Raw genomic sequence first — 12940 nt, forward strand, 5'->3', positions numbered from 1 at the left:
GGATTTGAGGGCGACCTCGTGAGTCGTCCTGCGGATACTTATGCAGGCCCCATACCCAATGCAAGATCCAGAGCGGTTTCAAGTCTGAAACAGTGGCACGAACGTACCTTAATGTCGCATCCTTATAACTTTTGACGCATTTGATCGTTTGCGCCGACTTTTTTGGGGCAAAAGGCGCTCCGTGCCGGTGCGTCGCGAGTGCGCGGCGCACCGGCCTGGGGCGGGTTTTACTTGTTCAAACCCACGCCGTAGAAGGGTGTAAGGCCGAATGGGCTGAGTTTGAAATCGACCACTTCCTTGCGTATCGGCTGGAACACCGTCGAGTTGGCGATGGGCGTGATGGGCACCTGCTGCTTGAGGATTTTCTGCGCCTGCCGGTACAGGTCAATGCGTTGCTGGCGGTCGGTCGAGACCTTGGCTTGCTGGATCAGCCGGTCGTAGGCCGGGTCGCACCACTTGGCGTAGTTGCTGCCCTTGACCGCTGCGCAGCTATAAAGCACGCCGAGCCAGTTGTCCGGATCGCCGTTGTCGCCGGTCCAGCCATAAATCATCACGTCGTGTTCGCCGTTCTTGGCGCGCTTGATGTACTCGCCCCATTCGTAGCTGACGATATTGGCCTTGATGCCAATCCTGGCCCAATCCTGCTGGATCATCTGTGCCGACATCCGCGCGTTGGGGTTGGAGGCACGCTGCACCGTCATCGCCCATAAATCGATGGTAGTACCGGGCGCAACCCCGGCTTCCTCAAGGAGCGCCTTGGCCTTGGTCACGTCATGGGGCGCGTCTTGGATCGCCGGGTCGAACGACCACTGGGCCGGCGGCAAGGCGTTCTGGGCCAGTTGCCCGGCGCTCTGGTACACGGCTTTGATGATGGCTGGTTTGTCGATGGCCATGTCCAGCGCCTGGCGGACCTTGAGCTGGTCCAACGGCGGATGCGTGACGTTATAGGCGAGGAAGCCCAAGTTGAAACCAGGCTGCTTGAGCACTCGCAGGTTCTGGTCCTGTTCCATCACCTCAATGTCAGCTGGACGCGGATAACCGCTGACTTGGCACTCGTTTTTCTTGAGCTTTTGCAGGCGCACGGCGGCGTCCGGGGTGATGGAAAAAATCAGGTTGTCGAGCTTTACGTCCTCAGGTTTCCAGTACGCGCTGTTGGCGACGTAGCGGATCTGCGAGTCCTTCTGGTAGCGCTTGAATACGAACGGACCGGTGCCGACGGGTTTCTGGTTGAGGTCGGCGGCCTTGCCTTCCTTCAACAACTGCGCCGCGTACTCAGCGGACTGCACCGAGGCGAAGCTCATCGCCAGGTTTTGCACGAAGGCGGCGTCGACGTTGTTCAGGTTGAAGCGCACGGTGTGCTCGTCGACTTTCTCGACGCTTTTGATCGTGGTGTTCAGGCCCATGTCGGTGAAGTACGGCGACTCGGTGGGGTAGGCCTGGCGAAACGGGTGTTGTGGGTCGAGCAGGCGTTGGAAGGTGAACAGTACGTCGTCGGAGTTGAATTCGCGGGTGGGGATGAAGTAGTCGGTGGTATGGAATTTCACACCGTCGCGCAGGTGGAAGGTGTAGGCCAGGCCGTCGGGTGATACGTCCCAGCTTGTGGCTAATCCGGGTTCGACCTCGGTGCCGCCCCGTTTGAATTGGGTGAGGCGGTTGAAGACGGTTTCGGCCGAGGCATCGAAGTCGGTGCCGCTGGTGTATTGGCTGGGATCGAACCCGGCGGGGCTGGCTTCGGAGCAGTAGACCAGGGTGGTGGCGGCTTGGGCCATTGGGGCGCTGCTGATCAGGGCAACAGCGAGCGGGAGGAGCTTGAAGGCGGTTCTGTCCATGAAATCCCTTGGGGTTTGGTGAGGGTTTTTTGGAGAGTAGCGGTTGGGGTGGGGGCGTTGGAAATATCGAAAAGTGAGGGGGACCGTGGGGTTTGGGCATAGCACTCTCAAAACTGCTGGCCGATCACAGACCCGTGGCGAGGGAGCTTGCTCCCGCTGGGGCGCGAAGCGGCCCCAATCGCAGCGACTCCATAAATCTGACACACCGAGGTGTCAGGCTTGGGTCTGCTGCGCAGCCCAGCGGGAGCAAGCTCTCTCGCCACGGGCTTGTATCGAGACGTCAGGCGGCTGCGTCCTTCGGAAGGGTAGGAACGTTCGGGCTTGGATAACGAAAGATCCGACATGTTTTTAGGGTTGTCCCTCGGAAGTGCGCTCTCTAACCTTTGAATGTCGCTGCCTAACCAGCGACCGGGTGTGGAAACCTGAATTTAGTAGGGCATGGCTGAACCTCGTGTTGCCGACGTCTCGTTTCGTCTGCAAACTGCGTCTTGGCGGCTGTGCGTGGGCAGACTTCGGTCTGGCCGGGTCCTGCTAACCGGTATTTCCACCCCGCGTACCGCTGCCACCTAATGTCGCGTGGAAACGACACAGGGATGGCTCCAACTTTTTTAAGCAGGAGCATTGAATATGGACAAATCAGTCCCCGACCCACCCTTCAACAGAACAAACCCTCTAGCCGAATTCGACGCCGTCGAAGACCTGCTAAAAGATCGCGCCGCCGCCGAGCGCGCCCTCAATCATTACCTCAACCCAAAGCCTCCAGAGCCCAGCACCGATCCGCGCATCGACAGCCTGTTTTCCGTCACCGCCAAGGCCGACGCCGACACGTTGCTGACCAGCACCTCCGAAACCCTGGCCTCGATCAAAGCCATGGCTGAGGACCTCGCTTTCGAAGTGGAGGGCACGCGTCGCAGTGTGGCGTTGGGGATTCATCAGTTGGTGGAGTTGTGCCAGTTGCTGGTGGACAAGGCGCTGGATCAGCTTGAAGCGCAGGCCAGCCCAGCACCGTGATCCCCCCGTGGCGAGGGAGCTTGCTCCCGCTGGGGCGCGAAGCGGCCCCAACAGCAGCGACTGCATCCATCTAACACGCCGAGGTGTCAGGCTTGGGTCTGCTGCGCAGCCCAGCGGGAGCAAGCTCCCTCGCCACGGGAATGTGGCGGGCCGTTAGGTGGCAGGCGTCCTTCACGAGAGTAGGAACATTCGGGCTTGGGAAACGAAAGATCCGACATGTTTTTAGGGTTGTACCTCGGAAGTGCGGTCTCTAACCTTTTGCTTGCCGCTGCCATTCAGCGGCCGGGCGTGAGAAACCCGAATAATAGGCATCCAGCCTCTGTACCTGCATAATTGCCGTCAGCTTATCCGCTGCCTGTAAATGCGTTATGGCGGCTGTGTGCGGGCAGGCTTCGGTCTGGCCGGGTACCTATTCTCGGATTTCTCACCCCTGCACACAGCTGCCACCACTTTGCCGAGTGAGAAACGGCAAGTGATGGTCCTCATCACTAAATAGGTATAAATCAATGGATAAGTCAGTCCCCGACCCACCCTTCAACCGAACAAACCCTCTAGCAGAATTCGACGCCGTCGAAGACCTACTCAAAGACCGCGCCGCCGCCGAGCGTGCCCTCAATCATTACCTCAACCCAAAACTTCCAGAATCAAGCACCGATCCGCGCATCGACAGCCTGTTTTCCGTCACTGCCAAAGCCGACGCCGACACGTTGCTGACCAGCACCTCCGAAACCCTGGCCTCGATCAAAGCCATGGCTGAGGACCTCGCTTTCGAAGTGGAGGGCACGCGTCGCAGTGTGGCGTTGGGGATTCATCAGTTGGTGGAGTTGTGCCAGCTGTTGGTGGACAAGGCGTTGGATCAGCTTGAAGCGCAGGCCAGCCCAGCACCGTGATCCCCCGTGGCGAGGGAGCTTGCTCCCGCTGGGGCGCGAAGCGGCCCCAACAGCAGCGACTGCATCCATCTGACACGCCGAGGTGACAGGCTTGGGTCTGCTGCGCAGCCCAGCGGGAGCAAGCTCCCTCGCCACAGAGGCCAGGGGTTTCAGCCAGTAGCGAACTGGCTGAAACCCCGCCAACTTTATTGCATCAACACCTCAACCACCCCATCCGCGGTCATCGTCACTTTGCTGGTGCCCGCTTCAACCTCAGGCGTCACCGCCTCAGCATCCATGGACGCCGCTTTCATCATCATTTGCGGGCGCATGTACGGTTGTGGATAACCGTTGGTGTTGAAGTTCAGGTTGACGATTTTGTAGCCCTTGCCGCCCAAGGCTTCGGTGGCGAGTTGGGCGCGGGCCTTGAAGGCGTTGACGGCGTCCTTGAGCAGGGCATCTTCGCTGGTCTGGCGGGTGGCGGTGGCGATGGCGAAGTCCATACCGGCCATTTTCATGTCGGTGAGCAGTTCGCCGGTGAGTTTGGACAGGGCGGCAAAGTCGGCGCTTTCCAGGCGCAGCTCGGCGCGTTCGCGCCAGCCGGTGATTTTCCCGCCTTTGTTGTCGTAGACCGGGTAGCTGTTGCGGCTGCCCTGGCGCAGGTTGATGTCCTTGACTTGCTTGGCCTGGCCGATGGCTTTGTTCAGCGTGGTGCTGACGGCGGCGGCAAGTTTCGCCGGGTCGGTGTTCTGTTCCTCGGTGTAGAGGGTGACGATCATCAGGTCGCGGGCCACTTCCTGGCTGGCCTCGGCGCGCAGGGAGATCTGGTTGTAGTGCAGCTCATCGGCGGCCAGGGCCGGCAGGCTGGCGACGGTGCCGAGGCTTAAGGCGAGCAGGGCGGCGGGGCGACTGAACGTGTGCATGAAAGCTCCTTGGGAAAAAGTGCAGCTTCTAGCGACAAGCTTCAAGCTGCAAGTAAAAGCTTGTAACTGTAGCCTCTAGCTTGCAGCTTGCAGCTTGCAGCTGCTCCTGTGGCTCTTTGCCGCATATCTGCCTCTGCCCGCCGCGCCTTGGTTATACTCCGTGCGATTCGCCTGGAGCGCTCATCAGGAGAGCTCATGCTCGCCCCTTTACAAATGACTTCCGCTTCGCGCCAGAACCTCTGGCGCCTGACGTTCATCCGTATTCTGGTCCTCGCGGCCCAGGCCGGGTCCGTTGGGCTCGCCTATTGGTTCGACCTGCTGCCGCTGCCGTGGCTGCAACTGGCGATCACCCTGGCTTGCTCAAGCGTACTGTGTGCTCTGACGGCGATTCGCCTGCGCACCTCGTGGCCGGTGACCGAGCTTGAGTATGCCGTGCAACTGGCCTGCGACCTGTTTATCCACAGTGCGCTGTTGTATTTCTCCGGCGGCTCCACCAACCCCTTCGTCTCTTATTACCTTGTGCCGCTGACCATCGCCGCCGTGACGTTGCCGTGGCGCTTTTCGCTGATTCTCTCCGGTATCGCCCTGGCGCTGTACACCTTGCTGCTGGCGCGGTTCTATCCGCTGGAAACCTTCCCCATCGCCCGGGAAAACCTGCAGATCTATGGCATGTGGCTGAGTTTCGCCTTGGCCGCGGCGGTCATCACGTTTTTTGCCGCGCGCATGGCCGAGGAGCTACGCCGTCAGGAAGAGTTGCGGGCGATTCGTCGCGAAGAAGGCCTGCGGGACGAGCAATTGCTGGCCGTGGCGACCCAGGCCGCCGGCGCCGCCCATGAACTGGGCACACCGTTGGCGACCATGAGCGTGCTGCTCAAGGAAATGCGCCAGGATCATCACGACCCAGCGTTGCAGGAAGACCTCAGCGTGCTGCAGGACCAGGTCAAACTCTGCAAGGAGACCTTGCAATACTTGGTGCGTGCCGCCGAGGCCAACCGCCGGCTGGACATCGACATGCAAGCGGTCACCTTCTGGCTCGACGATGCGTTGAACCGCTGGCACCTGATGCGCCCCGAAGCCAGTTATCGCTTCCAGTGCCTGGGCAAGGGCGTGGTGCCGCGCATGGCGCCGCCGCCGGACCTGACCCAGGCGCTGTTGAACCTGCTGAACAATGCCGCCGATGCCTGTCCCGACAATCTGGAAGTGGCGCTGGACTGGAACGATTATGAACTGACGATCTGCATCCGCGACCATGGCGCCGGTGTGCCGCTGGCGATTGCCGAGCAGATCGGCAAACCGTTTTTCACTACCAAGGGCAAGGGTTTCGGCCTGGGCCTGTTCTTGAGCAAGGCCAGCGTGACACGCGCCGGCGGCTCGGTAAAACTCTACCCCCATGAGGAAGGCGGCACGCTCACCGAGCTGCGCCTGCCTCATGCCGACCGAGGAGACGAATATGAGTGACGAGATCCAAGTCGACGGCGAAGAACTGCCGCACCTGTTGCTGGTGGACGACGACGCCACCTTCACCCGCGTCATGGCCAGGGCCATGTCCCGACGCGGTTTTCGCGTCAGCACCGCCGGCTCCGCCGAAGAGGGCCTGACCATCGCCCAGGCCGACCTGCCGGACTACGCCGCCCTCGACCTGAAGATGGATGGCGACTCAGGGCTGGTGCTGCTGCCCAAGCTGCTGGAGCTGGACCCGGAAATGCGCGTGGTGATCCTCACCGGTTATTCGAGCATCGCTACTGCGGTCGAGGCCATCAAGCGCGGTGCCTGCAATTACCTGTGCAAACCGGCGGACGCCGACGACGTGCTGGCCGCGTTGTTGTCCGAGCACGCCGACCTTGACACCCTGGTGCCGGAAAACCCCATGTCGGTGGATCGCCTGCAATGGGAGCACATCCAACGGGTGCTGACCGAGCACGAAGGCAATATCTCTGCCACCGCCCGCGCATTGGGCATGCACCGGCGCACCTTGCAGCGCAAATTGCAGAAGCGCCCGGTACGTCGCTGAACCTGCGCTGAACGAATGCTGTCCACCCTCGCGACACATCGGGTCGTTGCTTTATGATCGGCCCGAGTTTTCCCTTTATCGAGCCTTAAACCATGAATCAGAACGCTGAATATTCCGCGGTCAATGACGCGGTGCGCGGCCAGTTTTTCCGCCGTGTCTGGCAGATGACCACGCCATACTGGCGCAGTGAGGAGAAGGGCAAGGCCTGGACGCTGTTGATCGCTGTGATTGTGCTGTCGCTGTTCAGCGTGGCGATTTCGGTGTGGGTCAACAGTTGGTACAGGGATTTCTACAATGCCTTGCAAGAGAAGGACACTGAGGCATTCTGGCGGTTGATCCTGTAATTCTGCGGCATCGCGGCGGTGGCCATCCTTGGCGCGGTGTATCGCTTGTACCTGACGCAGATGCTCACCATTCGCTGGCGGGCCTGGCTCACCGAGCAACATTTTGCCCGTTGGCTCGGTGATAAAAATTACTACCAACTGGAGCAGGGCGGCTACACCGATAACCCTGACCAGCGGATTTCCGAAGACCTCAACACTTTCACCAGCAGCACGCTGAGCCTGGGGCTGGGATTGCTGCGCACCGTGGTCAGCCTGGCCTCGTTCTCGATCATTTTGTGGGGCGTGTCCGGAAGCATCGAGGTGTTCGGCTACACCATCCCCGGCTATATGTTCTGGTGTGCGCTGGTGTATGCGGCGGTGGGCAGTTGGCTGACGCATCTGATCGGCCGTCGCTTGATCGGCCTGAACAACAACCAGCAGCGCTTCGAAGCCGACCTGCGTTTCTCCATGGTTCGGGTGCGGGAGAACGCCGAGAGTATTGCGTTGTACAACGGCGAACCGAACGAGAATCGGCGCCTGAGCGAGCGTTTTGGTCTGGTCTGGCATAACTTCTGGGACATCATGCGGGTGTCCAAGCGCCTGACGTTCTTCACCTCCGGCTATGGGCAGATCGCGATCATCTTCCCGTTCATGGTCGCCTCGCCGCGTTATTTCGCCGGCAAGATCCAGCTGGGCGAGCTTATGCAGATCAACTCGGCGTTCGGCAATGTGCAGGAGAACTTCAGTTGGTTCATCGACGCTTACGCCTCTCTCGCCGCCTGGCGTGCCACCTGTGACCGTCTGCTGAGTTTCCGCCAGGCGATGAGCGACAACGAAGACCGCGTACCGGCGATCGATGTGCAGAACCAGGGCAACGAATTGAAGGTACGCGACCTTGGGCTGGACCTGGCCGACGGCCGCCATCTGCTGACCCACGCCGAACTGAATGTAGAGCCGGGCGAGCGAGTGATGCTCAGCGGTCGTTCCGGCAGCGGCAAGTCCACCTTGCTGCGGGCGATGGGGCATCTGTGGCCTGCCGGGCATGGCAGCATTCTGTTGCCTTCGGCGCGTTACCTGTTCTTGCCACAGAAGCCTTACCTGCCGATTGGCAGCCTGCGCGAAGTGTTGAGTTATCCACAGGCTGGCGACCTCTACCCCAACGAACGTTATGCACAGGTGCTCGAAACCTGCCGCCTGCCGCACCTGGTTTCGCGGTTGGACGAAAGCAACCATTGGCAACGCATGCTCTCGCCCGGCGAGCAACAACGCCTGGCTTTCGCCCGCGCCTTGCTTTATGCACCGCTCTGGTTGTACATGGACGAAGCGACGTCGGCGATGGATGAAGAGGACGAGGCGACGCTGTACCAGGCGTTGATCGACCAGTTGCCGGGCTTGAGTATCATCAGCGTCGGCCACCGAAGCAGTCTGAAACGTTTCCATGCACGACATGTGCGTATTGAAAATGGCCAACTGGTGGAGCAAGCCGTCATCGCCTGATAACAGTCGAACATTGTTGTGGCGAGGGGATTTATCCCCGCTGGGCGCGAAGCGCCCCTTTCAAATCAAAGGTCACGATATCGAATCTGCCGATAGACCAAGGGGGCTGCTACGCAGCCCAGCGGGGATAAATCCCCTCGCCACAACGGTGCATGACGCTAATCTTTGACAAGGCCACCTAGGAGCACGGTGATCGTACAACCACGTTGCGCTATGATGGTGCCATTCAGCCGCTTGCCGAGACACAGAAACCATGGAAAACCCGATCGACGTCCCACGTCTTCCTCGTAAGCGCCGCAGCCTGGCGCAGGAACTGGTGACGGTGCTGTCCGAGCAGATTCGTGACGGCCTGCTCAAGCGCGGCGATAAACTGCCCACCGAGTCGGCGATCATGGAAGCCCATGGCGTCAGCCGCACGGTGGTGCGCGAGGCGATCTCGCGCTTGCAGGCGGCCGGCCAGGTGGAAACCCGCCATGGCATTGGCACCTTCGTGCTGGACACGCCGAGCCCGAGTGGCTTTCGCATCGACCCGGCGACGGTGGTCACGTTGCGCGATGTGCTGGCGATCCTGGAATTGCGTATCAGCCTGGAAGTGGAATCTGCCGGGCTGGCGGCCCAGCGCCGCAGCGACGAGCAACTTGCCGCGATGCGCGCCGCCCTCGACGCCTTGAACGAAAGCGCGGCCCACGCCAGTGACGCGGTGGCCTCGGACTTCGCCTTCCATCTGGAAATCGCCTTGTCCACCGGCAACCGCTACTTCACCGACATCATGACCCACCTGGGCACCAGCATCATCCCGCGCACCCGGCTGAACTCGGCGCGCCTGGCCCACGACGATCACCAGCACTACATGGATCGCCTGAGCCGCGAGCACGAGGAAATCTACGAAGCCATCGCCCGCCAGGACTCCGACGCGGCCCGTGCGGCCATGCGCTTGCACCTGACCAACAGTCGCGAACGGCTGCGCCAGGCTCATGAAGAGGCGCAGGCGCAGGGCTGAAAGCGCTCACTGCCTGGGTAGCGAGAATGCTGTTGTGGCGAGGGAGCTTGCTCCCGCTGGGCTGCGAAGCGGCCCCAGATTGATGGCGGTTGCTGCGCAACCGAGCGGGAGCAAGCTCCCTCGCCACAAAGGCGCTTTGTTTGACTTCGGATCCTTGTACCGATCTGACGTGCAGATATGCAGACAAGAGCTTACGGCTGGATCTTCAGCGTTAGCGGCTTGGAGTACCTGTATTCCTCTGACTCACCATATGTCTGATAGCGTAGTTGGACCTCTTTGCCTACGTACTTTTTCAAGGCCTCCTTGGGCAAAGTCATCAATGTGTTCTCGGTTTTTTGCTGGGGATTTTCAGGGTCCTTCATGTCTACCAATGATCCACGTACCCCCGTCCACTCAGGTTTTTCCCCGTTGGGACCCAGTATCAAAAAGGCATCGTCGTATAGAGGTACTGTTTGCTTTCCCGCAATCACAACGGTGAGTCCACTTTCTTGCAGCGCTGACAGGCTGATTTTGACTGTCCCTGTGGATGTGTCTTTTGGGTGGTTCTGAACGGTTGGCTCCACATATGTTTCCATGATGTCACTCCCTGTGAGGCAGCCCTGATCGTCGCGTACGGGCGGCTCGCTAAAAAAATTGAGAAACGAACTTCGGCCAGGCATGGCACGGCCGTACGTGGGTTATCCCCCCATGCCGCAACGGCGCCTACTGGCAGAGTTGACAGTGGCGACGAGCGGTCCTGACGCTCGGCCGACAAGTTTCATCTGTCTTCCTATTCCCTCCAAAGCCCCAATCTACAAGGCTCCGCGCCAAACACCCCAACCCCGGCACCCGACAAAAGACGAAATGCAGTTGACGTCCGTATTTTAAGTTGTACGATGACTTACAACTTCTCAACGAAGCTGAACCGTTTCCTACAACACAACATTTGCGTCCAGGGTGTTCGAATAATGAATCCACAAGAACTGAAGTCCATCCTCTCGTCTGGCCTGCTGTCGTTCCCGGTCACCGATTTCACTGCCAATGGCGATTTCAATCGCGACAGCTACATCAAGCGCCTCGAGTGGCTGGCCCCGTATGGCGCCTCTGCATTGTTCGCAGCGGGCGGCACCGGTGAATTCTTCTCCCTGGCCGCCAGCGAGTATTCCCAAGTCATCAAGACCGCCGTCGATACCTGCGCCACCAGCGTGCCAATCCTTGCCGGCGTCGGCGGTGCCACCCGCCAGGCCATCGAATACGCTCAAGAAGCCGAGCGCCTGGGCGCCAAGGGCCTGTTGCTGCTGCCGCACTACCTGACCGAAGCCAGCCAGGACGGCGTTGCCGCCCACGTTGAAGCCGTGTGCAAATCGGTGAAGATCGGCGTCGTGGTGTACAACCGCAACGTCTGCCGCCTGAACGCCACCCATTTGGAACAACTGGCCGAGCGTTGCCCGAACCTGATCGGCTACAAGGACGGCCTGGGCGATATCGAACTGATGGTGTCGATCCGTCGTCGTCTCGGCGATCGCTTCAGCTACCTGGGCGGCCTGCCGACCGCTGAAGTCTACGCCGCGGCCTACAAGGCCCTGGGCGTGCCGGTCTACTCCTCGGCGGTGTTCAACTTCATCCCGAAAACCGCGATGGACTTCTACCACGCCATTGCCCGTGAAGATCACGAAACCGTCGGCAAGATCATCGACGACTTCTTCCTGCCTTACCTGGACATCCGCAACCGCAAGGCCGGTTACGCAGTGAGCATCGTCAAGGCCGGCGCGAAAATCGTGGGCTATGACGCAGGCCCTGTGCGCACGCCGCTGACCGATCTGCTGCCAGAAGAATACGAAGCCCTGGCCGCGCTGATCGACAAGCAAGGCAAGCAGTAACAGACCCGACAAGGCCGCTGAGAAATCAGCGGCTTTTTGCGTATGGCTTGATCGTTTCCACGCGCTGCGTGGGGATGCAGCCAGGGACGCCTTGCGTTCCTCGACAGCTTTTGTAGAAGGAGTAGCTCCATGGCAGATTCAAAGCGTTTCGATCACTACATCGACGGTCAGTGGGTGGCCGGTGCTGACTATTGCGCCAATATCAACCCGTCTGACTTGTCCGATGTCATCGGTGAATACGCCAAGGCTGACGCAGCCCAAGTCAACGCCGCCATCGACGCCGCTCGCGCCGCGTTCCCGGCCTGGTCGACCTCAGGCATCCAGGCGCGTCACGATGCGTTGGACAAAGTCGGCAGCGAAATCCTCGCCCGCCGTGAAGAACTCGGCCAACTGCTGGCCCGGGAAGAGGGCAAGACCCTGCCCGAAGCCATCGGCGAAGTGACCCGCGCCGGCAACATCTTCAAGTTCTTCGCCGGTGAATGCCTGCGCCTGTCCGGCGACTACGTGCCGTCAGTTCGCCCGGGCGTCAACGTCGAAGTCACTCGCGAGGCCCTGGGTGTGATCGGCCTGATCACCCCGTGGAACTTCCCGATTGCCATCCCGGCGTGGAAAATCGCCCCAGCCCTGGCCTACGGCAACTGCGTGGTGATCAAGCCCGCCGAGCTGGTGCCGGGGTGCGCCTGGGCGTTGGCCGAAATCATCTCCCGTGCCGGTTTCCCTGCCGGTGTGTTCAACCTGGTGATGGGCAGCGGCCGAGTGGTCGGCGACGTGCTGGTCAACAGCCCGAAAGTCGACGGCATCAGTTTCACCGGCTCCGTGGGCGTAGGCCGGCAGATCGCGGTCAATTGCGTGTCGCGCCAAGCCAAGGTCCAGTTGGAAATGGGTGGCAAGAACCCGCAGATCATTCTCGACGATGCTGACCTCAAGCAAGCCGTCGAATTGGCGGTGCAGAGCGCGTTCTACTCCACCGGCCAGCGTTGCACGGCATCGAGCCGCCTGATCGTCACCGCCGGCATCCACGACAAGTTCGTCGCGGCCATGGCTGAGCGCATGCAATCGATCAAGGTTGGCCATGCGTTGAAAGCCGGTACCGATATCGGGCCGGTGGTTTCCGAAGCCCAACTGAACCAGGACTTGAAGTACATCGACATCGGCCAAAGCGAAGGTGCGCGGCTGGTGAGCGGTGGTGGTTTGGTGACGTGCGACACCGAGGGTTACTTCCTGGCGCCGACGCTGTTTGCCGACAGCGAAGCTTCGATGCGCATCAGCCGCGAAGAAATTTTCGGCCCGGTGGCTAACGTCGTACGCGTGGCGGACTACGAGGCGGCGCTGGCGATGGCCAACGACACCGAGTTCGGTCTGTCGGCTGGTATTGCTACCACCTCGTTGAAGTACGCCAACCACTTCAAGCGCCACTCCCAGGCGGGCATGGTGATGGTCAACCTGCCAACCGCCGGCGTGGATTATCACGTGCCGTTCGGTGGGCGCAAAGGTTCGTCCTACGGTTCGCGTGAGCAAGGTCGTTATGCGCAAGAGTTCTACACCGTGGTGAAGACCTCCTACATCGGATCGTAAACGCAACAACGTCGGTGCCGGGCAACGGCGCCGACCGCACAAG

Annotated in this window: 10 protein-coding genes and 1 pseudogene; 8 read left to right on the plus strand and 3 right to left on the minus strand. The window is 60.5% G+C overall.

All coding sequences use genetic code 11. The features are described from left to right. Nucleotides 1-227: 227 nt before the first annotated feature. Nucleotides 228-1829 carry an ABC transporter substrate-binding protein gene (locus J3P95_RS04665; RefSeq protein WP_434578499.1) on the minus strand — a complete coding sequence of 534 codons (1602 nt, stop codon included), beginning with the start codon at nt 1827-1829 and terminating at the stop codon, nt 228-230. Between the two features lie 627 nt (nt 1830-2456). Here J3P95_RS04665 and J3P95_RS04670 point away from each other — a divergent pair. Together J3P95_RS04670 and J3P95_RS04675 are read left to right on the plus strand one after the other, a co-directional pair. Continuing rightward, complete coding sequence (locus J3P95_RS04670; RefSeq protein ID WP_434578497.1) at nt 2457-2840, plus strand: DUF6124 family protein; 384 nt, start codon at nt 2457-2459, stop codon at nt 2838-2840. A 506-nt stretch (nt 2841-3346) separates the two neighbouring features. Beyond that, nucleotides 3347-3730 carry a DUF6124 family protein gene (locus tag J3P95_RS04675; RefSeq protein ID WP_434578495.1) on the plus strand — a complete coding sequence of 128 codons (384 nt, stop codon included), beginning with the start codon at nt 3347-3349 and terminating at the stop codon, nt 3728-3730. Nucleotides 3731-3915: 185 nt separating this feature from the next. Here J3P95_RS04675 and J3P95_RS04680 read toward each other — a convergent pair whose 3' ends face one another. Continuing rightward, nucleotides 3916-4632: an SIMPL domain-containing protein gene (locus J3P95_RS04680; RefSeq protein ID WP_434578493.1), complete on the minus strand. Its 717-nt coding sequence runs from the start codon at nt 4630-4632 to the stop codon at nt 3916-3918. Nucleotides 4633-4827: 195 nt separating this feature from the next. Here J3P95_RS04680 and J3P95_RS04685 point away from each other — a divergent pair, with 195 nt between their 5' ends. The 4 genes and pseudogenes from J3P95_RS04685 to J3P95_RS04700 all read left to right on the plus strand — a co-directional run bounded on the left by J3P95_RS04685 (nt 4828) and on the right by J3P95_RS04700 (nt 9463). Further along, nucleotides 4828-6090: an ATP-binding protein gene (locus J3P95_RS04685; RefSeq protein WP_434561097.1), complete on the plus strand. Its 1263-nt coding sequence runs from the start codon at nt 4828-4830 to the stop codon at nt 6088-6090. Next, a complete protein-coding gene (locus J3P95_RS04690; protein WP_003177957.1) occupies nt 6083-6643 on the plus strand; it encodes a response regulator transcription factor in 561 nt (186 codons plus the stop codon). Before J3P95_RS04685 ends, J3P95_RS04690 begins: the two co-directional genes overlap by 8 nt. A gap of 92 nt (nt 6644-6735) precedes the next feature. Further along, a pseudogene (locus J3P95_RS04695) lies at nt 6736-8463 on the plus strand (ABC transporter ATP-binding protein/permease). Between the two features lie 253 nt (nt 8464-8716). Then, nucleotides 8717-9463: a FadR/GntR family transcriptional regulator gene (locus J3P95_RS04700; RefSeq protein ID WP_186613367.1), complete on the plus strand. Its 747-nt coding sequence runs from the start codon at nt 8717-8719 to the stop codon at nt 9461-9463. A 191-nt stretch (nt 9464-9654) separates the two neighbouring features. Here the strand turns inward: J3P95_RS04700 and J3P95_RS04705 are convergent, their stop codons facing one another. Further along, complete coding sequence (locus tag J3P95_RS04705) at nt 9655-10038, minus strand: hypothetical protein (protein WP_186613369.1); 384 nt, start codon at nt 10036-10038, stop codon at nt 9655-9657. 372 nt (nt 10039-10410) lie between these two features. Between J3P95_RS04705 and kdgD the strand changes: the two genes are divergently transcribed. Together kdgD and J3P95_RS04715 are read left to right on the plus strand one after the other, a co-directional pair. After that, a complete protein-coding gene (gene kdgD, locus J3P95_RS04710) occupies nt 10411-11322 on the plus strand; it encodes a 5-dehydro-4-deoxyglucarate dehydratase (RefSeq protein ID WP_434561101.1) in 912 nt (303 codons plus the stop codon). A 129-nt stretch (nt 11323-11451) separates the two neighbouring features. After that, a complete protein-coding gene (locus J3P95_RS04715; protein ID WP_434561103.1) occupies nt 11452-12897 on the plus strand; it encodes an aldehyde dehydrogenase family protein in 1446 nt (481 codons plus the stop codon). The last annotated feature ends 43 nt before the right edge of the window (nt 12898-12940 follow it).

The organism is Pseudomonas sp. Z5-35, assembly GCF_051131945.1.
GTDB lineage: Bacteria > Pseudomonadota > Gammaproteobacteria > Pseudomonadales > Pseudomonadaceae > Aquipseudomonas > Aquipseudomonas marvdashtae.

Bases quoted from the DNA above. Each gene is read 5' to 3' on its own strand.
- J3P95_RS04665 (WP_434578499.1), bottom strand. From the start codon at position 1,829: ATGGACAGAACCGCCTTCAAGCTCCTCCCGCTCGCTGTTGCCCTGATC.
- J3P95_RS04670 (WP_434578497.1), top strand. From the start codon at position 2,457: ATGGACAAATCAGTCCCCGACCCACCCTTCAACAGAACAAACCCTCTA.
- J3P95_RS04675 (WP_434578495.1), top strand. From the start codon at position 3,347: ATGGATAAGTCAGTCCCCGACCCACCCTTCAACCGAACAAACCCTCTA.
- J3P95_RS04680 (WP_434578493.1), bottom strand. From the start codon at position 4,632: ATGCACACGTTCAGTCGCCCCGCCGCCCTGCTCGCCTTAAGCCTCGGC.
- J3P95_RS04685 (WP_434561097.1), top strand. From the start codon at position 4,828: ATGCTCGCCCCTTTACAAATGACTTCCGCTTCGCGCCAGAACCTCTGG.
- J3P95_RS04690 (WP_003177957.1), top strand. From the start codon at position 6,083: ATGAGTGACGAGATCCAAGTCGACGGCGAAGAACTGCCGCACCTGTTG.
- J3P95_RS04700 (WP_186613367.1), top strand. From the start codon at position 8,717: ATGGAAAACCCGATCGACGTCCCACGTCTTCCTCGTAAGCGCCGCAGC.
- J3P95_RS04705 (WP_186613369.1), bottom strand. From the start codon at position 10,038: ATGGAAACATATGTGGAGCCAACCGTTCAGAACCACCCAAAAGACACA.
- kdgD (WP_434561101.1), top strand. From the start codon at position 10,411: ATGAATCCACAAGAACTGAAGTCCATCCTCTCGTCTGGCCTGCTGTCG.
- J3P95_RS04715 (WP_434561103.1), top strand. From the start codon at position 11,452: ATGGCAGATTCAAAGCGTTTCGATCACTACATCGACGGTCAGTGGGTG.